A 23,106-nucleotide genomic window follows, 5' to 3' on the forward strand; every position below is an offset into this window, starting at 1 on the left:
TCAGCTTGTTCAATCATTTGCCATTGAAGCTGACACAATTCAACCCGCAGCATAAAAGCCTTTAATGAGACAAAAGAAAAAACGCGCTAAATCGCCCAAAGACACAAGGCCCTTGCACAAGAAGAAGCGGGTGCATTTCTCCGGCGGTTTCGTTGCTCTCATCGTCCTCACCGTCATTATTTTGGCGTTGAATGTGGTCTCTTTTCCCGGCGTGCACGGGCTGGTCGCGCAGAAAATTGAGGAACAATTGCCTCCCGGCTATGCCGCTGACTTTAAAAAAGCCGGCCTGACGTTGCGGGAAGGCTGGATTCCGGCCCTCAATTTGAGTGAGCTTAAGGTTTGGCACCAGCAATCCGGAGCGCAATTTGTTGCCGAAGACGTCGATTTGCGGTGGTTTTTTCCCGCTTGGGTTTCTGGCCGTCCCGCCATTGAAGTTGAGGTGCGCGAACCACACGTTCAACTGGTGCAAGATTTTAACGGCGTTAATCTCGCCAACCTTGAGTTTGATGAAGAGGCGGTGGGCGACACCCCCACGGTACGCCTGCAAGTTGGGGCGCAAACAGGCCTAAGCGTTACGTTTAGCGATGATGGCGTTCAATTGCGGGCTGGCGAAGAAGACCTGAAGGTTAAATCCGACAATGCGTGGGCCATTGAGGCGGTTAACGGGCTTGAAGGCCTATTGGCGCTGTTCGCTGAAAATACCGCTGATGGGGCGTATCGCAAACTGACGGTGACCGGTGGGCGCATTGATGTGTTGGACAGGATTTACCAGCTTTATCGATCGCTTGACGAAGTTGAGCTTGAATTGCTGGCCTATGAAAATGGGGTGTCCATGTTTGCGCGCTTTACCGCTGCAGGGCGTCGCACGTCTGGCAGCTTTTTCTGGACACCAGAGGTGAATGACGGGCGTCGGGTATCGGGTGCGTTCGAAAATCTCGATTTGGCACTGATCATGCCCTTTATGGACGATCAGGATGGGGTATTTGCCCTGAAGGGTGGGTCTCAGCTCGATTTTGATGTCAGTTTTGATCAGGAGGGGGTCTATCTAGGTCAATTCAATGTGGATGTGACCGGAACTTTGGCCGCCATTGAGGGTGACACGTTTCCAGTGCGTTCGGAAGTGGCTGAAGTAGAGTGGAAGCCCCGCGAAAGTCGCTATTACTTGTCGCCCACAAGGATCGAGATTGGGCAAAGCTATGCTGATATTTCGGGTGAGTTCGCGCTCGGTCTAGATGAACAGTTTGGCCCCACAGTTGGCATCGGGATGCAGTTGGCCAATGTTTATTTGCACCCAAATGACATGGAAGCGCCGGAAAAGACGATCCCCAATATCGTGTTCAATGGCTGGTCCGCCCCAGTTTATGGGGCGATCGGCATCGACAAGGTGACAATTGATACGGGCGAGTATTCGCTGCAAGCCGATGGTCGTGTTGATGTTTTGCAGGCGGGTATTGGGCTGGATTTGGCAATGGTCGCCCGCAATATGGACGCGGACAGTTTAAAGCGGTTATGGCCATATTTTCTGGCCCGTGAAGCGCGTGAATGGTTCGTTGAGAATGTCACTGATGGTCGCTTGAATACCGCCAAAATGCGTTTTGACTTTCCGGTTGGCACCATCGGCGAGAAGGGCGAGAATAAGAAGATTCCTGAAAATGGACTGACCATTCTCGGCACGGCGCAGCATGTATCGCTGCTACCTTTGCCCGGGTTTCCCACCATTGATATTGGCGGCACGACGACCATTAAGGTGAAGGACCATTTTATTGAAATGGGATTTGATCGCGGCACGGTGAGTGATGCGGCGGGGCAGGTGGAGATCACCAATGCAGCCTATCTGAACCGTAATACATTTCCCACAGATCAAGTGTTTGAGATTTCTGGCGATCTGAAAGGCGATGTCAGCACGCTGATTTCGATTGCGTCGAAAGAACCGCTCAATTTGCTTGAAGATTTTGATCTCGACTATCAGCCTGAGGATTTGACCGGGGCGGCGGACATTAATGTGATCGCCACCATCTCGCAGTTTGGTGATGGTAAGCCGGAAGGGCTTGATTATACGCTGAATGGCAGTGTGCAGGATTTTGCAAGCGCAGCACCGATCGAAGGTCGTGACGTTAAAGAAGGTGATCTGCAATTTACAGCCTCCCAGGCCGGGTATCAGGCATCTGGCCGCGTTTTGGTTGATGATGTTCTCGCCGATCTTCGGATCGAGGCTGAGGACGATGCGGAGCCGGTTATTACGGCGTCGGCAACCTTGTCGGAAGAGGAACGCGCGAAACTTGGCTTTGATGTGTCGCAGTTTGTGACCGGGCCCATCCGAGTCGTGGGTCGTCCGGTGGGTGACGATATTCAGGTGGCCGTTGATCTGACCAATGCGGCGCTGAAATTTTCTGAGTTGGGTGTCACCAAGAAAAAGGGGGTGGCTGGCCAGCTCAACGCAGAAATCCGCATGGCTGAGGACAGTGTTGATGTACCGCAGATTGATTTGCGGTTCGGTGATGTCCGCATCGCAGGTGAGCTGGACTTTCACTATGAAAAAGGGCTGACCAGTGCCAAAATGTCCACGTTCCAGCTCAATCCCGGGGACAAGGCTCAGGTGGAACTGTCGCCTATTGAAGGCGGGTTTAAGGTTGACCTTTCCGGGGAACAGCTTGATTTGAAGCCGATGTTGCGGCGGTTTTTGGGGCTAGACCAAGGGACATCAGCCGCAACCTCCAACGCAGAAGACCAGGTCATTGATATTAGCCTATCGTTGGATCGCGCCTTAGGGTTCTACAAAACAACGGCCTACAACACCAATGGACGGTTTGTTTTTCGCGGGGCTGATTTCCGCACGGTGAATATGCAAACGTCATTTGGCAATGATAAGTCCGTGTCGATCACCACAAATCCCGTGCAATTTGGCCGATCGATGGTCGCGGCATCGAATGATCTGGGCACCTTGTTGCGGTTTGTTGGCATTTATCCGCGATTGCTCAACGGGGTGGGCAGCTTGGTGCTGAACATAAATGACAAAGCCGGACGCATTTCTGGCGGGTTCACGTTGAATGATTTTGCGATTGCGGATGAAGAGAAGGTTGCACTCGTATTGGGCAACCACCGCGATAGTCGCAAATTGATTGAACGTCAGAACCAGTTGCGCTTCAAGCAAGCTGAGATTGAGTTCAATGGCGGCGATGGCGTGATAACTGTGACCAAAGGTGCGCTTGATGGGGGCACGATTGGCGGGACATTGCGGGGCAATATTTACACCGGTCAGCGCCAATATGATTTGGTGGGGACTTATATCCCGCTATTTGGTCTGAATAACATCTTCCAAAAGCTGCCGCTGCTTGGTGCGATATTGGGCGGGCGTGACGGGGAAGGGCTGATCGGCGTGACCTTTGCGGTGCGCGGACCATTGGATGATCCGCAATTCTCGATCAACCCGGCATCAATTTTGGCACCGGGCGTGTTCCGGCAGATCTTTGAGTTCCGGGCGCAAGGTGATCCAGAAGCACGCCGAGCGCTTGAGCAAGTTGAAAATCAGTAACAAGAAAGCCCGGCGCAATTGGCCGGGCTTTTTGATCTTTTGTGATGTCAGCCTTATTCGGCAGGCTTCAACAAGATGTGGCGTTTTTTGCCCGCGGACAATTTGATCACGCCTTCGGGCAAAAGCTGGCCTTCGCCCAATGTGGCGCGTTCATCGTCGACTTTTTCGTCATTGACCTTCAATGCACCTGATTTGATCAGGCGGCGCGCTTCGCCATTTGAGCCTGCCAACCCGGCGGTGACAAATGCGCTCAGGATGCCGACGCCTTCATTCAACTCAGCTTTGGTGACTTCCACGGTGGGCAAGGTGAGGTCGATCGCGCCTTCTTCAAAGGTGCGACGGGCGGTCTCTGCTGCTTCTTCCGCCGCGGCCTGACCATGGATCATTGCCGTTGCGGCGGTGGCCAACTGCTTTTTCACATCGTTCAGCTCATTGCCTTCCAAACCGTCCCAACGGGCGATTTCGTCCAGCGACAGTGTGGTGAACAATTTTGCGAACTTGGCCACATCAGCGTCGCCTGTGTTGCGCCAGAACTGCCAGTAGTCATAGACCGGCAGCATTTCTTTGCGCAGCCAAACGGCACCAGCAACGGACTTGCCCATTTTGGACCCGTCTGACTTGGTGATCAGTGGTGTGGTCACCGCAAAGCATTCGGCGCCGTTCAAGCGGCGGGCCAGATCAACCCCTGAGATGATGTTGCCCCACTGGTCAGAGCCACCCATTTGCAGGGTGCAGCCATAGCGCTTGTTGAGCTCGGCAAAGTCGTAGCCCTGCAAAATCATGTAGTTGAACTCCAAAAAGCTCAGCGATTGTTCGCGATCCAAACGTTGTTTGACGCTTTCGCGGGTGAGCATTTGGTTGATCGAGATTTTGCTGCCGACGTCGCGCAAAAACTCAACATAGTTCAGCTTCATCAGCCATTCTGCATTGTCGAGCATTTGTGCGTCGGTTTCGCCGTCACCAAATTCAAGCAGGCCGGAAAATATCTCGCGGATATTTGACTTGTTGTCTTCAATGATTTCCGGCGTCATCATTTGGCGCATCTCGTCTTTACCAGACGGGTCCCCGACCATGGAGGTGCCGCCACCCATCAAAACGAGCGGCTTGTTGCCGGTTTTTTGCAGCCAATAGAGCAGCATGATCTGCACGAGGTTGCCCACATGCAGGCTCTTTGCTGTGGCATCAAAGCCGATATAACCTGTGACCGGACCTTCACACAATTTTTTGTCGAGGCCCTCTGCATCAGAAAGCTGATACAAAAATCCGCGCTCTTCAAGCGTGCGCAAAAAGTCGGATTTGTAGGTCATATGCTTTTCCTTTTATTCTTATTTTTTAGCTGCTGCCCGGTCGGTGGCTATCTGCCACCGCCCTGAGCGATTTCTTCGCGTCGACGATCCAAATATTCGGCGCAATCTTCGATGAGGGGTTCTATACGGTCCTCAAAGAAATGGTTGGCACCTTCGACAATCTTTTGTTCGACGGTGATGCCTTTTTGTTGCTGGAGCTTGTCCACCAGTTTTTGCACTGATTCTGGCGGTGCAACCCGGTCTTTCTCGCCATGAATGATCAGGCCAGATGACGGGCAAGGGGCCAGGAAGGCAAAATCATAAAGATTTTCTGGTGGGGCAACTGAGATGAAGCCTTCAACCTCGGGGCGGCGCATCAAAAGCTGCATGCCGATCCACGCACCGAACGAAAAGCCAGCGATCCACACGCCGGGGCTTTCTTTATTGAGAGTTTGCAACCAATCAAGCGCTGCCGCCGCGTCTGACAGTTCACCCACGCCGTGATCGAACGTGCCTTGCGAACGTCCAACACCACGTGAATTGAAACGCAAAACGGAAAAACCGCGTTGGGCGAACATATAGAACAAATTGTAGACAATTTGGTTGTTCATGGTGCCGCCAAATTCGGGATGCGGGTGCAATACCACCGCGATGGGCGCATTAGGGTCTTTTGCTTGTTGGTAACGTCCTTCAAGACGACCAGCTGGACCATTAAAGAATACTTCAGGCATACACGAGACCTTCTATCCCCACACAAAACCAAATGCTTTTGCCGAATGCAGGGATTGTTCGGCGAAAAGGGTTGACGAATGTCGGCACGCTACCTAAAACGTGAGTGCGAAAAACCAGTTTAGAATTATTCAAAACTAGTTTTTCGCCCAACAGTCAATAATCTTGCGCTTCTTTTACCTATTGTAGAGCGCAAAATTCAAGAACTGATTGGTTGAATCGGCCTATGGCCCTGAAAAAGAGTGAATTTTTTCGATGAGTCGCAATGCAGTGACATATTTGGACCATAGCGCATCGGCACCTTTGTTGCCGGACGCGCAGACGGCCATGGTCGATGCAATGGCGATTCCGGGGAATCCTTCTTCCGTACATGAGAATGGGCGCAAACTGCGTGCGATCATTGAAGATGCGCGCGACAAGGTTGCGCTGCTGTGTGGCACGGCGCGGGGACGGGTGGTGTTCACTGGTTCAGCGACCGAAAGCCTGACCCACGCAATCTGGGGTTTGGCACGCAGTGAAAAGATTGAGCGGATTTTGGTGGGCGCTGGCGAGCATATGGCCGTGATCCGCGCGGTTGAAACCGCTGGCGTTGCGTTCGAGTTTATTCCTTTGTTGCCCAATGGATTGTTGGACCTTGGCGCTTTGGAGCGCCAACTTGACGAAGCCGATGCGACTGGTGCGCGGGTTTTGGTTGCGGTGCAGCAAGTGAATAATGAAACCGGGGTTGTGCAGCCAATTCACGAGATTGGTGAGCTATTGTTTGATCGCGAGCATTATTTGCTGGTGGATGGTGCACAAGGCGCGGGCAAGGTTGAGTTTTATTTCGATCCATCGCGGGCTGATTTTTATTCTGTCTCCGCCCATAAGATTGGCGGACCAGCGGGCGTTGGTGCGCTTATTTTGAAGCCGCGCGTGGATGATGTGCGCTTGATTCCTGGTGGGGGACAAGAGCAAGGCCGACGCGGCGGCACGGAATCAGCGGCATTGATCGCCGGGTTTGGCGTGGCGGCAGCGCAGGCGCAAGAGAACTTCGCCAATGCGCCGCATGATTTGGTGGCCAAAGCCGAAAAAGGCTTGGCTGAAATTTTTGCTGATGTCGTGTTTTTTGGCGCGGATGTGCCGCGCTCAGGGTTTACGAGCGCGTTTGCTCTGCCGGGCATCAAAAACAATATATCGATGATCCAGTATGATTTGGCGCGGATCGCGCTTTCGGCTGGTTCCGCCTGCTCGTCGGGCAAAGTGTCGCGTTCACACGTTTTGGACGCCATGAAGATTGATCCAGCGCTTGCAGACTGTGCGTTACGTCTAAGCGTTGGGTGGAACAGCACGCCTGAAGATATTGAGGCGTTTTTATCTGCAAGTGCGCAGATAGCGGAAAAGTTTAAGGGCAGTGCGCGGGCAAGCGCCTAGAGCTGTCACGATAGGGTTGATGAAAGAGAGGTCTTGAAATGGCTGCGGTTAAAGAAACCATTGATCAGGTCAAGGAAATTGACGTCGATAAGTACAAGTATGGCTTTAAGACCGATATCGAAATGGATATGGCGCCTAAAGGCCTGAATGAAGACATTGTGCGCTTTATTTCGGCGAAAAAGGATGAGCCGGAATGGATGCTGGAATGGCGTTTGGAAGCCTTCCGCCGTTGGCAGCAAATGGAAGAGCCAAGCTGGGCGCGCGTTAATTATCCAAAAATCGACTTCCAAGACCTTTATTATTATGCGGCACCGAAATCGACACCAGGGCCAAAAAGCCTTGATGAAGTTGATCCGGAGCTTTTGGAAACCTATAAGAAATTGGGCATTCCGCTGTCTGAACAGGCTGTTTTGGCCGGTGTTGAAGGCGCACGAGTTGCTGTAGACGCTGTGTTTGACAGTGTGTCTGTTGTGACCACCTTTAAAGATGAGTTGGCCAAAGCGGGCGTGATTTTCTGCTCTATCTCTGAAGCGGTGAAAGAGCATCCTGAGCTGGTGAAGAAATATCTCGGCTCTGTCGTGCCAACCTCTGACAATTTCTACGCGACGTTGAACGCGGCTGTGTTCTCTGACGGGTCATTTGTTTACATTCCAAAAGGCGTTCGCTGCCCCATGGAATTGTCGACCTATTTCCGTATCAACGAAGAAAAAACCGGTCAGTTTGAACGGACGTTGATTATTGCCGATGAAGGCTCATATGTGAGCTATCTCGAAGGTTGTACCGCGCCAATGCGTGATGAGAACCAACTGCACGCGGCCGTGGTTGAACTGGTGACCTTGGACGATGCTGAAATCAAATATTCGACCGTTCAAAACTGGTATCCAGGCGATAAAGACGGCAAGGGCGGCATTTATAACTTTGTGACCAAGCGTGGCGATTGTCGCGGCAAGAATTCCAAGATTTCTTGGACGCAAGTTGAAACTGGCTCTGCGATCACTTGGAAATATCCAAGCTGCATTTTGCGCGGGGACAATTCACAAGGTGAGTTTTATTCGATTGCGATTTCGAATGGCCACCAGCAAGTGGATAGCGGCACCAAGATGATCCATTTGGGCAAGAACACATCTTCCCGGATTATTTCAAAGGGTATTTCGGCTGGTGTTTCGCAAAATACATATCGTGGCCAAGTTTCTGCCCATGCGAAAGCAACAGGCGCCCGGAACTTCACCCAGTGTGACAGCTTGTTGATCGGCGATAAATGTGGGGCGCACACGGTGCCTTATATTGAAAGCCGCAACGCAAGCGCTGTGTTTGAGCACGAGGCGACCACCTCCAAGATTTCCGATGATCAGATGTTTTATTGCCAGCAACGCGGCCTGAACGAAGAAGAGGCGGTGGCGCTGATCGTGAACGGATTTGTGCGTGAAGTGCTGCAGCATTTGCCGATGGAATTTATGGCGGAGAGCCAAAAGCTGATCGGCATCAGCCTTGAAGGCAGTGTGGGCTAATGGGCTGGAGCGCAATCATCGTGGCCATCATCGCCGGGCTCGGCATGGGCTATGTGGTGGCTGGCCGCGTGAAGGCGGAAGAGCCCGAAGGGTATAAGATTATCGGTGGCATTGCAGGGGTTTTTGCCGCCGTAAGTGTTTGGCTGGTGATCACCTATATGTGGTGATCCCGCCTTTTGAACAAAGATAGAGCGCCAATCTTGCGGCGCGAGAATTGAGGACATGAAATGACAACGCCAATTCTGGAAATTAAAAATCTCCACGTGAAAGTGGAAGACGAAGACAAGCAAATCCTGAAAGGTGTGGATTTGACCCTGCCTGCCGGTGAGGTGCACGCAATTATGGGCCGGAACGGCTCTGGCAAATCAACACTTTCATATGTGTTGGCGGGCAAAGAAGGCTATGAAGTCACTGAAGGTCAGGTCCTGTTCATGGGTGAAGATCTTTTGGAAATGGGTGCGGACGAGCGCGCGGCTGCGGGTCTGTTCTTGGCATTCCAATATCCGATCGAAATTCCTGGCGTTGCCACCATGACCTTCTTGAAAGCGGCGTTGAACGCACAGCGCAAAACACGCGGCGAAGAAGAGTTGAAAATTCCTGATTTCATGAAGCTTGTGAAAGACGCAGCCAACCAGTTGGAAATCAACCAAGATATGTTGAAGCGTCCGCTGAATGTTGGTTTTTCTGGTGGGGAAAAGAAGCGTGCGGAAATCTTGCAAATGGCGCTGATGCAGCCATCGCTTTGCGTGCTTGATGAAACCGACTCTGGCCTCGATATTGATGCGTTGAAAGTGGTTTCTGATGGCGTGAACCATTTGCGCGATGCCAATCGCTCAATGCTTGTTATTACCCACTATCAGCGTTTGTTGAACTATATCGTGCCTGATCGTGTGCACGTGTTCTCAGACGGTCGTGTGGTTGAAAGTGGTGATCGCGAGTTGGCGCTTGAGCTTGAGAAAAAAGGCTATGCCGAGTTTGACGGCACTGCTGCTTAATCCAACGCTGGAGCGAAATTCATGGAACAACATATTGTGAAACTGACGGATGCCGAAAACCAGCTTGCGGATTTGTTGCAAGCGGCTGGTGCGGCGGACGCAAAGGCGGCGCTGACCGAGCATGGTTTGCCGCATCGTCGGATTGAAGAATATCACTATACCGATTTGCGCACCTTGTTGCGCGATGTCCCGGCTGAACTGGCGAAAGCCAATGATGATTTGCCAAGCGAACAATTTGACGGCTTTAGCCGCGTTGTTATCGTGAATGGCAAGCTGGTACATGCGGATGCAATTGACGGCGTTGAAATTAAGTCTGTGGATGTGGCCAAAAAAGTTGGCGATGATCAGATCATCAATTTGATGGATGGGTTTGCCCAAAGTCAGATCGAAATTTCGATTTCAAAATCGCTCGATAAGCCAATCCACATTGCACAGGTGCATGCGGGTATGGATAGTGTTGCGGCCAGCAAGCTGAAGGTGACTTCGGCTGATGGCGTGGAAGCGACCATTATCGAGACGTTTGAAGGGCAGAATGATCGCGGCTTGCGGTTTGCAGATTGCGCCATGGATGTGGCAGCCAATGCGAACTTGCTGCATCTTCAGCTTGATCAAAACGCCACAGGCGCCCGTCAATTTGTACAAAATTGCTATGATTTGCACGAAAAGGCGAACTTGCGCACTTTTGTGACCCACGCCAATTTCCAGCTGGGCCGCACAGACGTTAAGGCGGAATTTAAAGGCGAGGGCGCCCATGCCGACTTTGCAGGCTTGACCCTTTTGATGGACAAGCAGCATGGCGATTTCACCTTGAATGTGAACCACGCCGTGCCGAACACCACGAGCACGGAAAGCTTTAAATCTATCGTGCGGGATCGCGCCAAAGCGATTTTCCAAGGCAAGATCATTGTGGCGCCGGATGCGCAAAAAACTGATGCGCAGATGATGAGCCAAGGCTTGTTGCTGTCGGAACGGGCTGAAGTTTTGGTGAAACCTGAGCTTGAGATTTTTGCTGACGATGTGTTGTGCGCCCACGGGGCAACTTGCGGCGAGTTGGATGCAGATGCGCTGTTCTATTTGATGAGCCGCGGCATTTCACGTGCGGAAGCTGAATCTATGTTGATTAAAGCCTTTTTGGCGGAATTGTTCGACGAAATCGAAGATGAGCAAATTCACGCCAAACTGGAAAACCGCGTGGATGCGTGGTTGGCGGCAACGGAGTAATTATGCTGGATCTTGGCAAAATTCGTGGTGATTTTCCCATTCTGTCGGAAGAAGTGAACGGGCATCCGCTTGTTTATCTCGACAGTGGGGCATCGGCGCAAAAACCTAACCAGGTTTTGGAGCGGATACAGCACGCCTATGCGCACGAATATGCCAATGTGCATCGTGGATTACATACGTTATCCAATCGCGCCACAGAGGCGTTTGAAGATGCGCGGACCAAGGTGCAAAAGTTTCTCAACGCGGAGCGGGTGGATGAGATTGTGTTCACACGCTCGGCCACAGAAGCCATCAATTTGGTCGCGCAAAGCTTTGTAGGGCCCAAAATTGGTGAGGGCGATGAGATCATCATCACCAAGATGGAGCACCATTCCAACATAGTGCCGTGGCACTTTTTGCGCGAACGTCAGGGCGCGGTGATCAAATGGGTAGATGTTGCCGAAGATGGCAGTTTCGACATGGACCAATTTGAAGCCGCGATCACAGATCGCACCAAAATTGTGGCGATCACGCACATGTCCAACGTGATGGGCACAATTGTGCCGATCAAAAAAGTCACAGAAATAGCGCATTCGCGTGGTATTCCTGTGATGGTGGATGGGTCGCAAGGTGCGGTGCATTTGCCGGTTGATGTGCAGGATTTGGGCGTCGACTTTTATGTCGCCACAGGCCACAAGCTATATGGCCCCACGGGCATCGGCATTCTTTACGGCAAATATGATCGTTTGTTAGACACACGACCTTTCCAAGGTGGTGGCGAGATGATCGCCGATGTGTTTGAGGACAATGTGACCTATGCCGAGCCGCCACATCGGTTTGAAGCGGGCACGCCGCCCATTGTGCAAGCCATTGGTTTGGGCGCGGCAATCGACTATATTGAAAGCATTGGCCGCGACAATATCAAAGCGCATGAAGATGAAATCGGTGAGTATGCGCGGCAAGAGCTTTTAAAAATCAATGCGTTGCGGCTGATTGGCGATGCGCCCGGCAAGGGAGCCATCTTCTCGTTTGCCATTGAAAATGTACATGCCCACGATCTGTCGACGATCCTTGATCGTTACGGTGTTGCGGTGCGGGCGGGCAGCCATTGTGCGCAGCCCTTGCTAAAAAGATTTGGCGTGACCTCTACATGTCGCGCTTCATTCGCCCTATATAATGGGAAAGATGATGTGGATGCGTTGGTTCAAGCCATCGGCAAAGCGCAGACATTCTTTGGTTAGGAGAAGAAAATGAGCGAAACAGAAACTGCACAAGCAGAGCCGGTCAGCCCGAATGCGGCGACGATCTCGACTGAAAGCTCGAATCTTTCTCCGCAAGAGATCGAGCAGTTGACCGACAATATCGTCGGGGCGCTGAAAACGGTCTATGACCCTGAAATTCCTGTCGATATTTACGAGCTTGGGCTTATTTATAAGGTTGATCTCGATGACAACCGCAACATCACAATCGACATGACGCTTACAGCACCGGGCTGTCCGGTGGCTGGCGAAATGCCGATTTGGGTGGAAAATGCTGTGGCCTCGGTTGAAGGCGTACAGGATGTTAAAGTGAACATGGTATTTGATCCTCCATGGGATCAGACACGCATGTCAGAAGAGGCGATGGTCGCCCTGAATTGGTGGTAAAATGGCTTTGAAAATCATGAGCATAACCGAACGGGCCGCCGACGAGGTGAAAAACATTATCGCGCAATCAGGCGATGATGACGTGATCGGTGTGCGCGTTGGGGTGAAGAATGCCGGCTGTGCTGGCATGGCTTATACCCTTGATTATGTGAAAGAAAAGACGCCAGGTGATGACCATGTGAGCGAGCATGGGGTGGACGTCTTTGTCGACCCAAAAGCAACGATGTTTCTTTTGGGCACGCAGATGGACTTTAAGGAAGAGCTGCTTGGCTCTGAATTCACCTTCAACAACCCGAACCAAACAGGTTCGTGCGGTTGCGGCGAGAGCGTTATGCTTGAGCCCGCAGACTTGAAAGCGCTTGCAGAAGCACGTGCGAACGCTGACTAGCGGATCTGTTCTCGAATAATCTATTGAAAAATTAGGCGACTTTTGGTTTGCGGAACTCTTCGTCAGTTTCGCAAATCACGCGGTTACGCCCGCAACGCTTGGCGGTGTACAAGCACCCATCAGCACGATCAATCAGTTCATGAATTGATTCTTCGTGCCGGAATTGTGCTGCGCCGATAGAAACGGTGATCCGGCCCAACTTCTCGTTGGTGGAGCGTTTGAGCAATTCCTTGGCATGGACAGCTTTGCGAATTTTTTCGGCAATGGTGCGCGCACCGCGAATGTCGGTGTCGGGCAGGATTGCTGCGAATTCTTCGCCACCAAAGCGAGATGCATGATCTCGGCCTTTAAGGTTTGACTTCACTGTCATTGCAACAAGACGCAAAACCTGGTCACCAGTTTGGTGGCCGTAATTGTCGTTAAACGCCTTAAAGTGATCAATATCCATCATCAACAAGCAGAAAGTTGTGCCTGTCTTTTTAGAAAGTTCAAGCACCTGCTTAAGACGCTGATCAAAGCTCTTGCGGTTGGCAATTTTGGTAAGTGGGTCCAGCATTGTTTCGCGGCGTGCCGTATCCAAGTCCCGCTTGAGGCTCGAAATATCTTGTTTTGATACTTTGAGTTTTTCTTCGAGGTTCTTGTTGGCTTCCTGCATTTTTTGCGTTTCGTGCAAAAGTTGCTTTGCCAAAATGCGTAACGCTTCTTGATCAACTGCGCCAAGCAATTGTTGCTCGGCCTTGTCCAATGATCCTGAGTAACCTTCGGCCGTGTCAATGGCGTCATCCATGGCGCGATTAACCGCGTCAATTTTGGATGACATTTCTTGCGAAACGCTGGTCAGTCGTGATTCAAGGTCAGATGGATTGTCAAAGAACTCGCGATAAACCTGCAACACATTTTCCATTGAAAGTGTGTTGTCTTCGCCCAATAGCATATTGAGCCGCTCATTAAGCTGCTCGTTGATGCCCGAAGCATAGGTGTAGCAAAGTTCGTAAAAGTGGGGATAGGGCGGAATCTTCGCGCGCTTGAGCATGCCCAAAGCGGCAAAGGAGTACTCGAGAGTACGTTGATAGTCATGTTCAGATACAAGCATATCTTTTTCCGAACCAGACTTTGGGATAGTTGCAATTTGATGCAATTTCCCCAAAGCTTATTTACCCACTCAGTGTTTCTAATGCGCGATCTATAAAGATTGCGTTAAAAACAGCTCTAACTTGCGCGACGAACCGGACGGAGCAAGAAGGCGGGCACCTGGTCAGATTGACCAAATGGCACACGATCTTGATTGTCATGTCCTGAACGCTTCTTGCGGCCAGTTTTTGTTGATTTTGGTGATTCTGTCGAGGGGGCTTCGGCGCTTTTTTCAGCGTTTTCAGCCGGTTGCTGCTTCTTACCACCGCGCGTACGCTTGGGGCGCTCGCTTTTCGGATTCTCTTGTGCGGCATTGTCAGCACCATCTTGTTGGAAGGTTTCAACAGGAATGGTTTGCTCGATCAGTTTTTCAATTGCCGTCAAATATTTTTCGTCCGCTTTTGTGACCAAGCTGATGGCTTGTCCGGAACGGCCCGCTCGACCTGTGCGACCGATTCTATGTACGTAGTCTTCCGCATGGGTGGGCACATCAAAATTATAGACGTGGCTTACTTCGGGAATATCGAGCCCGCGGGCAGCAACATCACTGGCCACGAGAATTTTGATTTTACCAGCTTTGAAGCCATCCAATGTTGCCATGCGGCTTTTCTGATCCATATCGCCGTGCAGCGCGCCGGCATTGAACCCATGTCGCTCAAGTGAACGGGTGAGGGTGGCAATGTCGCGCTTGCGATTGCAGAAAACGATGGCGTTGTTCAATTCTTTCGCCGCATTGATCTGGTCACGCAAAGCAGCGCGTTTTTCAAATGGCTTGGTGCCAACCTTGACCGCTTTTTGCGTGATGGTCTCGGCAGTTGAATTTTGCCGTGCGACTTCGATACGCTCAGGATTGGTCAGGAATTTGCTGGTCAGTTTTGCGATTTCATCTGGCATAGTTGCAGAGAATAGCAAGGTTTGACGACGTTTCGGCAACAGTGCGCTCACACGTTCAATATCCGGCACAAAGCCCATATCCAACATGCGGTCAGCTTCGTCGATGACGAAAATTTCAACGCCGGTCATCAGCAAACGGCCGCGTTCAAAATGGTCAAGCAAACGGCCGGGCGTCGCGATCAAGACATCAGCGCCACGGTCCAGCTTTTTGTTCTGTTCTTCAAAGGAAACGCCACCAATCAACAAGGCTACGGTGAGCTTGTGATTTTTGCCGTATTTTTCAAAGTTTTCATGAACTTGTGCGGCCAATTCGCGTGTTGGTTCCAAGATCAGGGTGCGCGGCATACGCGCTCTGGCCCGACCTTTGCCCAGCAAGGTCAACATGGGCAAAACAAACGAAGCTGTTTTCCCTGTGCCTGTTTGAGCAATCCCGACAATATCTCGTTTTTCGAGAATGTGTGGGATGGCTTTTTGCTGAATATCAGTTGGCTGCGTGTAACCTGCGTCAGTTACCGCATCGACAACGGATTGGCTCAATCCAAGATTTGAAAATTTTTCGCTCAAGTAAATACGTCCACTCTGCCAGTTGTTTTGGTCGTGATATGTTTAGTGGCCCCGCGCACGAGACCATAACGACAATAGCCGCTAAGTCAATGGGTTATTAGGAAACTTTCTTAACGGCAGGGATCTGAACTGGCGATGAATTTAGATGTCCAGGTCGTCAACAAAGGCTGCATTTTCCTGAATAAACTGAAAACGCAGTTCGGGTTTGTTGCCCATAAGCCGGTCAATGCTTTTCTTGGTGTCGTCGAATTCACTTGCAACATCAATGCGCAACAGTGTCCGAGACCCCGGTTTCATGGTGGTTTCTTTAAGGTGCTTGAAGGGCATTTCGCCCAAGCCTTTAAAGCGGGTGATTTCAACTTTGCCGCGCCCGGTAAACTCTTCCGCCATCAGCCGGTCTTTGTCGGCATCATCTTTAGCATAAAGGGTTTTTGCACCTTGGGTGATGCGGTAAAGCGGCGGTACGGCCAAGAACAGATGGCCGTCGCGAATGAGGTCCGGCATCTCTTGGAAGAAGAATGTCATCAAAAGGGCGGCGATGTGGGCACCGTCCACGTCCGCGTCGGTCATGATGATGATTTTGTCATAGCGAAGATCGTCGCCGCGATATTTTTCGCGGGTGCCGCAGCCGAGCGCTTGGGCAATATCTGCAATTTGTTGGTTGGCGGTGACTTTGTCGCGCGTTGCCCCTGCAACGTTCAAGATTTTACCGCGCAGCGGCAAAACAGCTTGGTTGGCGCGATTGCGTGCTTGTTTGGCACTGCCGCCCGCTGAATCGCCCTCCACAATAAAGATTTCGGCGCCTTGTGCCGCGCCTTGCGAACAGTCCGCCAGTTTGCCCGGCAGCCGTAGGCGGCGCGTGGCGCTTTTGCGGTCGATCTCTTTTTCTTTGCGGCGGCGCAATCGATCTTCTGCGCGCTCAATGCTCCAATCAAGCAATTTGCTGGCTTGGTTTGGCGATGCGGCCAGCCAATGGTCGAAGGCATCGCGCACGGCGTTTTCAACGATCTTGGTGGCTTCAGTCGTCGAAAGCTTGTCTTTGGTTTGCCCAACAAACTCAGGCTCGCGGATAAAGGCAGACAGCACCGCGCTACATGTCGACAAAACGTCTTCGGCGGTCAGAATGGAGGCGCGTTTATTGCCTGTCAGGTCGGCATAGGCTTTCAGACCGCGCAATAGAGCGGCGCGCAAACCTGCTTCATGGGTGCCGCCATCCTGTGTTGGCACCGTGTTACAATAAGACGAGACAAAATTGTCGCCGAGGGTGAAGGCGATGGCCCATTCGACGGTGCCATGCTTGCCCGCAGCGCCTGCACGGCCAGCGAAAATCTCTTCGACGATACGGGTGCGGCCTTCAACCCGATGTTCGACATAATCTTTCAACCCATTTGGGAAATGGAGGGTCTTTTTCGGCGGTGTGTCACTGCCTTCGACCAATTCTGGGTCACACGACCAACGGATTTCAACGCCAGCAAACAAATAGGCTTTTGCTTGTGACATTTCGAAAATGCGCTTTGGTGCAAAGCGGGCCGCCTCGCCAAAGATTTGTGCATCGGGGTGAAACTTGATGGTGGTGCCGCGGCGGTTACGCACTTGGCCGAGATTTTCAATGCCTGTGACCGCATGACCGCGAGAGAATTTTTGCACATAGAGCGTTTGGTCGCGCGCAACTTCAACGATCAAATCGTCGGAAAGCGCGTTGACCACGGAAACACCCACGCCGTGTAGACCGCCAGATGTTTCGTAGGCTTTGGAATCAAACTTACCGCCAGCGTGCAGGGTGGTCATGATGATTTCGAGCGTGGAGCGCCCGGGAAACTTTGGATGCTCTTCCACCGGAATGCCGCGACCATTATCGGTGATGGCCAAATAGCCCTCAGCGTCCAGATGAACTTCAATGCGCGATGCGTGGCCCGCGATCGCTTCATCCATTGAGTTGTCGATGATTTCGGCAAACAAATGGTGCAAGGCATTAATATCGGTGCCGCCAATATACATGCCGGGGCGACGGCGGACAGGCTCTAGGCCTTCAAGCACCTCAATGTCTTGCGCACTATAGGAGAGGTTTTCCTTGGAGGCTGCAGGCATGACGTTGGGTTTTTTAGGATCTGGGCGCGCAGATTTGTTTTCAGGGGTCGCGCTTTCCGTTTTGCTCGGTTCGTCGCTGCCGCCAATTGTTGAAAACAGATCGTCACTATTGCTCATATTCTAACGCCTCGAATCATCTCTTATGCCTTGCTTACCATATTTGTTGGCCCGGGCGCTTGGTCAATCACTTCACCTGGAAAATTGCCGCTTTGCGGGACTTATCGACTGATTTTGAAAAAACAAATGAAAAGATTTTTTTCTGGCGTAATTTTTCGGTGATTTACGGGCGAATTAAGTGCGGCTGTTTCAGAATGAGACCCTTAAGTGGTTGAAGCGACTGAAAGTCGAACAAGTGGTAAAGGTTTGTTTAACTTTATGCCTGACTAAGCTGCGGAAATTATTGATAAAATCTTTCTGAGGCGTCAGCACTTTTTTAACAACGTGCTGCTAAAAATCATTTCATACGGTCGAAGAGTTTGGAGTTCCCGTATGAGTGTCAGAGCGAAAACCAGCGTAACCGGATCTTTTGCCACGACATTATCCAATTGGATGGTGCAAGTCGGATTTAATAGTTTTGCGTACCGACTTGCCCATATCCAAATGCCCAGACATTTTCTGTCTGTTGGTTTAGCCCTCGTTTTCTTTTTTGTTTGATCTCTTGCCAAATCGCGTTTTGGTTGGTTAGTTTTGCATGAGAAGCAATGTCGCTTCCCCCGGAGGGCGATGGATTTGGCACATCAATATCGTTTATATTTCGGACCTCGTTGGGCCCTATTTCAACATTTGAAGTAGGGCGGGCGCAAAAGGTCGAAACATCTTTGTGACTCGCTTAATGGCGTCATCCTTTTGATGACGTGGATTTCATTGGCCTATGGCCAACATAAATAGCGACAAAGATTATGACGATATTACAATTTCAATCCATCAGTGCGATTGCGCGCGACATCCTATTCCAAAACTTAGATCTGACGCTCAATAAGGGCGACTGCTTGGGCCTTGTGGCAGGCAACGGGCAGGGCAAGACCACGCTGTTGCGGCAGATTGTGGGTCAGTTAGACCCACATCAAGGACAAATCATCACCTCTCGCGGCACCAAGATCGGCTATATGCCGCAGGAGTTGGCCGCTGACGATTTGCCGCTAACGGTGCGCGATTATGTGTTGTCAGCATTACCCGCAGATCAACGCGACTTTGAGGCATGGCGTGTGGATGTGGCGCTGAATGATTTGGCTGTGCCCTATGACTATTTTGATTATCAGTTGGCAGAATTGTCGGGCGGTTGGCGTCGACTGGTGATGATGGCGCGGCTGCTGGTGGGTGAACCTGATATTTTGGTGTTGGATGAACCGACCAACCATTTGGATTTAGAAAAAATCTATCTGATTGAGCGGGTGTTGAAGGCAATGCAAGGCAAGGTGGTGACGGTGTTGACCAGTCATGACCGTGCATTTTTAGACAGTGTGACCAACAAGACCTTGTTTTTACGGCCCGGCACCTGCCTCTCGTTTGATGTGTCCTATTCTCACGCGCGGATCGCGCTTGAGGAATTGGACCAGGCCGCGCGAAACAAGGCCGAGCGCGACATGAAGGAAATCAATCGCCTGCGCACCAATGCGGCCAAGCTTTATAATGTGGGGTTGAACAGTGGTTCAGACCTGCTGCAAACAAAGGCAAAGCAGCTCAAGGTGCGGGCGGCCAAAATTGAAGATCAGATTGGGGCATTGCACAAAGACCGACAAGGCGATGTGACACTTGCCAATCGGGGCTCTCATGCCAAGGTGGCGATGAGCTTTGATCATTATCAAGTGGCAACGCCTGATGGGCGGAAGCTGTTTTTGATTGAAAAGCTGTTTCATTATCAGGGCGACCGCATCGTGGTGTTGGCGGAGAATGGCCGGGGCAAAACCCAGCTGATCAAGGCTGTCCGTCGTGCACTGAGTGGCCAGGAGGTGGCTGGCATTTGGACAACGCCCTCTAATGTGGTGGCCTATGCGGATCAGAATTTGGATATGCTGCCGGATAAGCAATCGCCATTGAGTTTTGTGACGGAGCATTTTGATGTGGGGGACCAGCGGGCGAAGGGATTGCTGGCTAACATCGGCTATATATATGAGCAGCAAAGCCAGCCGATTGCCCAATTGTCCTTTGGGCAGCGGACGCGGCTGGTGCTGCTGGCGCTGCGCCTGACGGAACCGAACTTTTATTTGTTAGACGAACCAACCAATCATTTGGACATTGATGGGTGCGAACAATTGGAGCGTGAATTGGTGGAGCGCGAACCCAGCGCTTTGGTGATCTCGCATGATCGGCATTTTGTACGGGCCGTGGGCACGCGGTTCTTTGAAATTGACCGGCGAGACCGTTTGATTGAGGTGGATAGCCCAGAGCCATTCTTTGATCGGTTGCAGGCAAAAGAAGTGGGGGCCGTTAACGGCTAGAATAGAAAATCCTGTTCATGCATGGCGGCAGGGTTGTCGCCATGATGAAAGCCTTGTAAAACGCGCAGCAAGAATTTGATTAAAAGCGAGTGATTATGAGTGAAGCGAAGGGTCGGCCACTATTTTGGATCGCGTCATATCCCCATAGCGGAGATTTGGCAGTGCGTTCGTTTCTGCAACAGGCCGCAAAAATTAAAGGCTATCGCCCGAATGAGCCGGCAAGCCTAGAATATATCAATCGTGATGTGCCGTGGGATACAGATGTCTGGTTCTATCGCGAAGTGATCGGTAAGGCCCCCTCAGAAATGAGTGAGCCGGAAATCGCGGCGGCGCGCCCTAAAATTCACGATTATCTATCGAAAAAATATCCCGGTTTGCCGTTCGTCAAAACGCATGCGGTTCGTGCTGAGTTTCACGATGTTCTCAGCATCAACACGAAAGTTTCCGGTGGCAGTGTTTATTTGATCCGCAATCCGTTGAATCTGGTGATGGCATTCGCCTATGCCGGTAAAAAACAGCCGCTTGATGCGATCAAATTGTTGGCCACCACGGAATATCGGCAGCCAACAACTGCGCAGAACGCACTGGAGCCTTGGGGCTCCTGGTCGGAGAACGTGCAAAGCTGGACCGAGCCAACTTTGGCGCATGATCTGGTGGTGCGGTTTGAAGATTTGCTGAATGATCCACACGCGCAATTTAAGCGCCTTGCGGATCATATGCGTCTTGGACTTGATCCCAAAGAGTTGAAAACAGCAGCCGATGAGGCGGTCAAGGCCGTTGGCTTTGCTGGGCAAAAGGCATCAAACGAGCCGTGGAAAAAAGGCTTGAGCCCCGCCTATGCGCGCGCTGTTTTGGAAGTGCATGCACAACAAATGGTGCGGTTTGGTTACCTAACCAATGAGGTGCTGAACTTTGCAGAAGTGGAGCGGGAAACCGTGCTGCGGTCGTCAGCGGCGCTTCGGCAGATGGAAGCGGCAAATATGAATGTTGCGCACTAAATAAGCGCAAATGCTTTGTATGAGATTGAGAAGGGCCGGGGATTTCCCCGGCCTTTTTTGTTTTTTGATGCCCATTTTGCTGCCCGGACTGATTGCGGTCTATTTGGTTTCAAAAGAAACCAGTTTGTGGCGTGGGAATCGCATATAATGCAGACATATTTTTGCGGCGGCACCTGAGCGTGCTTTTTATTTTTTATAATAATTTTTGGAGTGAATTTTGATAAATGCAGAATTCGAGGATTTGCTCTTATCGGTAAAGCCGGAAAGCGCTGAAGCCTTTTATGAAACCATCTATACCAAATGTCGGGCCGCAGATTTGAGTGCAGGGGCCGGGCTGGATCTATTTCGTGGCCTAGCCAGTTGGCAGCAGCGGCAGACTGATCCTGTGCTTCAGTCCTATGGATTTTTATATCTTTCCGCGCTGCTTGATTCCGGTCAGATCGAGCCGACGGCTTTGCCTGTTGGCGCGATCGAAGCGTGCATTGTCCCCTATGTGGAGGCTGCTTCTGCCCATCACGTTTTAAGTGCGGACGGCTATTTTATTCATTTTATGAACCACATGACGTTCTTTGTGGGGTCTGCCATTGAGCATATGAGTTACAATTATGACGATCGGCGCGCGTTGGTGGATTTGTTGCTGACAATCTATTTGGATGCGCGCAAGAACTTTTCTGCCAATGAAGAGCTTTGCCTTGCCGAGCTTATTTTGCGGGCCAACTTGAGTGTCGATCAATATACGGGGCTTTTGGCGCGGCTTGTGCCGCTGTCCCCCAGTGGTTTTGACGGTGAATGGCTGATTGTGACGTGGCAAAACAGCAATAGGCGCAATTTGGCTATGGTGCTCCACCTGCTGGGTCAAAAGGTGGGCACATTGCCCGCACGCGCCATTGCTGATTGCTTGGACGCTCATTCAGCCCATTATCTCGGCGCGAAGTGATTGCCTTCGCGCCTTCATGGGGGTGTTGAATCCATAGCCGGACACTATTCTCCGGTGATCCGGACCACTTTGCCATTGCCGGAATCGGTGAGGGCGAGGATGGAGCCGTCCTTATCGATCTCAATATCGCGAACGCGGCCAAGTTCGGGGAGTAGGCGTTCTTCGCCGGTCACGGTGTCACCATCTAGCGCCAGGCGCACAATGCCGCCGGGATTGAGTGATGAGGCGATGATGTTGCCGTTCCAGTCAGACAGCACGTCACCTGTTTTAAAGTCAAAGCCACCCGGCGCGATCACCGGATCCCAATAATAACGTGGTTCGGTGAAGCCTTCGGCACGCGGTTTGCCGCTGCCGATGGGGCGGCCACCATAGGTTTCGCCATAGCTGACCACGGGCCAACCGTAGTTGGCGCCTGCCTGCAGCTTGTTCAACTCGTCGCCGCCTCTGGGGCCATGACCAAGCACCCAGATATCATCGGTGCCGGGGCGCAGAGCCGCGCCTTGCAGGTTGCGCAGGCCAAGCGCATAAATGCTGTCTATCGCGTTCGCTTGGCCGACAAAGGGGTTGTCTGTTGGTGTTTCACCCGTTGGGGTGACGCGGATGACTTTGCCGTAGGTCTTATCCAAGTGCTGTGCATATTCGCGTTCCTGACGTGAGGAGTGTTCACCCGTGGTGATATAGGCAAATCCGTTATGCAAGACGATGCGGCTGCCATAATGCATGGGGGTTGGAGACGGGGGCTGTTGTACGAAAATGTCCTGCACTTGGGTAAGCGTGCGCATATCTTCGGACAGAACAGCACGCGCGGCGGCGGTGGATGAAGTGCCGCTGCCCATCGGCTTTGAATAGGTCAGAAATATTACGCGGCTTTTCTCAAAATCCGGGGCCAGCGCAACATCAAGCAGGCCGCCCTGTCGTCGATTAAAGACCTGCGGCACGCCTTCAATCGGGGCATCGACCAAATTGCCTTGGGCGTCGATATGGCGCAAACGTCCTTCGCGCTCAGTCACCAAATATCCACCATTGGGCATCACCGCAATGCCCCATGGATGCGTGAGGCCCGTGGCGATCTCTTCTACGTTCAGGGACACCTCGCTTTGCATGATCGGTGCACGTGTTTGGTTTTCAAACGCGGGGGCAAATTCGGGTACATTTTTTGGCCCCCCATACGCTGCATCTTGCGCGGCGACGGGCGCAACCAGCGCGGCGACGAAAAGGGTGGCGGACAAAGACTTGATCAGCATTGGTAGACTCCTCAGCTTGCGTGGCACTTAATAATGAAACGAGCGTGGCGGCGAATTGGTTTCATTTCAAATTGAGCCAGATAAGCGTGGCAAGTTGATGTCGGTCAATTTATGCGCC

Annotated in this window: 18 protein-coding genes; 12 read left to right on the forward strand and 6 right to left on the reverse strand. The window is 51.7% G+C overall.

Going from position 1 to position 23,106, the window contains the following annotated elements:
• Positions 1-64 precede the first annotated feature (64 nt).
• Positions 65-3,532 (forward strand): AsmA-like C-terminal domain-containing protein, encoded by a 3,468-nt coding sequence (locus MXMO3_RS09875; protein WP_117395768.1) that lies wholly within the window; start codon positions 65-67, stop codon positions 3,530-3,532.
• A 53-nt stretch (positions 3,533-3,585) separates the two neighbouring features.
• Here the strand turns inward: MXMO3_RS09875 and tyrS are convergent, their stop codons facing one another.
• Positions 3,586-4,839, reverse strand: a complete 1,254-nt coding sequence (gene tyrS, locus MXMO3_RS09880; protein WP_027835223.1) for a tyrosine--tRNA ligase — start codon at positions 4,837-4,839, stop codon at positions 3,586-3,588.
• A 47-nt stretch (positions 4,840-4,886) separates the two neighbouring features.
• Positions 4,887-5,549 carry an alpha/beta hydrolase gene (locus MXMO3_RS09885; protein WP_027835224.1) on the reverse strand — a complete coding sequence of 221 codons (663 nt, stop codon included), beginning with the start codon at positions 5,547-5,549 and terminating at the stop codon, positions 4,887-4,889.
• 253 nt (positions 5,550-5,802) lie between these two features.
• On the opposite strand from MXMO3_RS09885, the gene MXMO3_RS09890 reads away from it, so the two are divergent.
• The 8 genes from MXMO3_RS09890 to MXMO3_RS09920 all read left to right on the forward strand — a co-directional run bounded on the left by MXMO3_RS09890 (position 5,803) and on the right by MXMO3_RS09920 (position 12,694).
• A complete protein-coding gene (locus tag MXMO3_RS09890) occupies positions 5,803-6,957 on the forward strand; it encodes a cysteine desulfurase family protein (RefSeq protein ID WP_117395769.1) in 1,155 nt (384 codons plus the stop codon).
• 38 nt (positions 6,958-6,995) lie between these two features.
• Complete coding sequence (sufB, locus tag MXMO3_RS09895; RefSeq protein ID WP_117395770.1) at positions 6,996-8,465, forward strand: Fe-S cluster assembly protein SufB; 1,470 nt, start codon at positions 6,996-6,998, stop codon at positions 8,463-8,465.
• The gene (locus tag MXMO3_RS18690; RefSeq protein ID WP_156905551.1) at positions 8,465-8,632 is read left to right on the forward strand and encodes a hypothetical protein; all 168 of its coding nucleotides are present in this window, start codon (positions 8,465-8,467) and stop codon (positions 8,630-8,632) included. The genes sufB and MXMO3_RS18690 overlap by 1 nt, the downstream gene beginning before the upstream one ends.
• Before the next feature lie 72 nt (positions 8,633-8,704).
• Positions 8,705-9,460, forward strand: a complete 756-nt coding sequence (sufC, locus tag MXMO3_RS09900; RefSeq protein ID WP_027835227.1) for a Fe-S cluster assembly ATPase SufC — start codon at positions 8,705-8,707, stop codon at positions 9,458-9,460.
• Positions 9,461-9,481: 21 nt separating this feature from the next.
• The gene (sufD, locus tag MXMO3_RS09905; protein ID WP_117395771.1) at positions 9,482-10,681 is read left to right on the forward strand and encodes a Fe-S cluster assembly protein SufD; all 1,200 of its coding nucleotides are present in this window, start codon (positions 9,482-9,484) and stop codon (positions 10,679-10,681) included.
• 2 nt (positions 10,682-10,683) lie between these two features.
• Positions 10,684-11,901, forward strand: a complete 1,218-nt coding sequence (locus tag MXMO3_RS09910; protein ID WP_117395772.1) for a cysteine desulfurase — start codon at positions 10,684-10,686, stop codon at positions 11,899-11,901.
• Positions 11,902-11,910: 9 nt separating this feature from the next.
• Positions 11,911-12,306 carry an SUF system Fe-S cluster assembly protein gene (locus tag MXMO3_RS09915; RefSeq protein WP_027835229.1) on the forward strand — a complete coding sequence of 132 codons (396 nt, stop codon included), beginning with the start codon at positions 11,911-11,913 and terminating at the stop codon, positions 12,304-12,306.
• A gap of 1 nt (position 12,307) precedes the next feature.
• The gene (locus tag MXMO3_RS09920; protein ID WP_245985717.1) at positions 12,308-12,694 is read left to right on the forward strand and encodes a HesB/IscA family protein; all 387 of its coding nucleotides are present in this window, start codon (positions 12,308-12,310) and stop codon (positions 12,692-12,694) included.
• A gap of 31 nt (positions 12,695-12,725) precedes the next feature.
• On the opposite strand, the gene MXMO3_RS09925 is transcribed toward MXMO3_RS09920, so the two are convergent.
• From MXMO3_RS09925 to parE, 3 genes are all read right to left on the reverse strand, one after another.
• Positions 12,726-13,787: a GGDEF domain-containing protein gene (locus MXMO3_RS09925; protein WP_027835231.1), complete on the reverse strand. Its 1,062-nt coding sequence runs from the start codon at positions 13,785-13,787 to the stop codon at positions 12,726-12,728.
• A 116-nt stretch (positions 13,788-13,903) separates the two neighbouring features.
• Positions 13,904-15,283, reverse strand: coding sequence for a DEAD/DEAH box helicase (locus MXMO3_RS09930; RefSeq protein WP_117395773.1), 1,380 nt, complete (start codon positions 15,281-15,283; stop codon positions 13,904-13,906).
• A 141-nt stretch (positions 15,284-15,424) separates the two neighbouring features.
• Positions 15,425-17,488, reverse strand: a complete 2,064-nt coding sequence (gene parE / locus MXMO3_RS09935; protein WP_027835233.1) for a DNA topoisomerase IV subunit B — start codon at positions 17,486-17,488, stop codon at positions 15,425-15,427.
• A 782-nt stretch (positions 17,489-18,270) separates the two neighbouring features.
• Between parE and MXMO3_RS09940 the strand changes: the two genes are divergently transcribed.
• From MXMO3_RS09940 to MXMO3_RS09950, 3 genes are all read left to right on the forward strand, one after another.
• Positions 18,271-19,809, forward strand: a complete 1,539-nt coding sequence (locus MXMO3_RS09940) for an ABC-F family ATP-binding cassette domain-containing protein (protein WP_117395774.1) — start codon at positions 18,271-18,273, stop codon at positions 19,807-19,809.
• Between the two features lie 95 nt (positions 19,810-19,904).
• Positions 19,905-20,807, forward strand: a complete 903-nt coding sequence (locus tag MXMO3_RS09945) for a sulfotransferase domain-containing protein (RefSeq protein WP_117395775.1) — start codon at positions 19,905-19,907, stop codon at positions 20,805-20,807.
• Positions 20,808-21,024: 217 nt separating this feature from the next.
• Positions 21,025-21,744 carry a hypothetical protein gene (locus tag MXMO3_RS09950; protein ID WP_117395776.1) on the forward strand — a complete coding sequence of 240 codons (720 nt, stop codon included), beginning with the start codon at positions 21,025-21,027 and terminating at the stop codon, positions 21,742-21,744.
• A 44-nt stretch (positions 21,745-21,788) separates the two neighbouring features.
• Here the strand turns inward: MXMO3_RS09950 and MXMO3_RS09955 are convergent, their stop codons facing one another.
• On the reverse strand, positions 21,789-22,988 hold the full coding sequence (locus MXMO3_RS09955; protein ID WP_117395777.1) for a PQQ-dependent sugar dehydrogenase: 1,200 nt from the start codon (positions 22,986-22,988) through the stop codon (positions 21,789-21,791).
• Positions 22,989-23,106 lie beyond the last annotated feature (118 nt).

This window comes from Maritalea myrionectae, from assembly GCF_003433515.1.
GTDB lineage: Bacteria > Pseudomonadota > Alphaproteobacteria > Rhizobiales > Devosiaceae > Maritalea > Maritalea myrionectae.

Excerpts from the sequence above, each read along its gene's own strand:
- MXMO3_RS09875 (WP_117395768.1), top strand. The coding sequence starts at position 65 with ATGAGACAAAAGAAAAAACGCGCTAAATCGCCCAAAGACACAAGGCCC.
- tyrS (WP_027835223.1), bottom strand. The coding sequence starts at position 4,839 with ATGACCTACAAATCCGACTTTTTGCGCACGCTTGAAGAGCGCGGATTT.
- MXMO3_RS09885 (WP_027835224.1), bottom strand. The coding sequence starts at position 5,549 with ATGCCTGAAGTATTCTTTAATGGTCCAGCTGGTCGTCTTGAAGGACGT.
- MXMO3_RS09890 (WP_117395769.1), top strand. The coding sequence starts at position 5,803 with ATGAGTCGCAATGCAGTGACATATTTGGACCATAGCGCATCGGCACCT.
- sufB (WP_117395770.1), top strand. The coding sequence starts at position 6,996 with ATGGCTGCGGTTAAAGAAACCATTGATCAGGTCAAGGAAATTGACGTC.
- MXMO3_RS18690 (WP_156905551.1), top strand. The coding sequence starts at position 8,465 with ATGGGCTGGAGCGCAATCATCGTGGCCATCATCGCCGGGCTCGGCATG.
- sufD (WP_117395771.1), top strand. The coding sequence starts at position 9,482 with ATGGAACAACATATTGTGAAACTGACGGATGCCGAAAACCAGCTTGCG.
- MXMO3_RS09910 (WP_117395772.1), top strand. The coding sequence starts at position 10,684 with ATGCTGGATCTTGGCAAAATTCGTGGTGATTTTCCCATTCTGTCGGAA.
- MXMO3_RS09915 (WP_027835229.1), top strand. The coding sequence starts at position 11,911 with ATGAGCGAAACAGAAACTGCACAAGCAGAGCCGGTCAGCCCGAATGCG.
- MXMO3_RS09920 (WP_245985717.1), top strand. The coding sequence starts at position 12,308 with ATGGCTTTGAAAATCATGAGCATAACCGAACGGGCCGCCGACGAGGTG.
- MXMO3_RS09925 (WP_027835231.1), bottom strand. The coding sequence starts at position 13,787 with ATGCTTGTATCTGAACATGACTATCAACGTACTCTCGAGTACTCCTTT.
- parE (WP_027835233.1), bottom strand. The coding sequence starts at position 17,488 with ATGAGCAATAGTGACGATCTGTTTTCAACAATTGGCGGCAGCGACGAA.
- MXMO3_RS09940 (WP_117395774.1), top strand. The coding sequence starts at position 18,271 with ATGACGATATTACAATTTCAATCCATCAGTGCGATTGCGCGCGACATC.
- MXMO3_RS09945 (WP_117395775.1), top strand. The coding sequence starts at position 19,905 with ATGAGTGAAGCGAAGGGTCGGCCACTATTTTGGATCGCGTCATATCCC.
- MXMO3_RS09955 (WP_117395777.1), bottom strand. The coding sequence starts at position 22,988 with ATGCTGATCAAGTCTTTGTCCGCCACCCTTTTCGTCGCCGCGCTGGTT.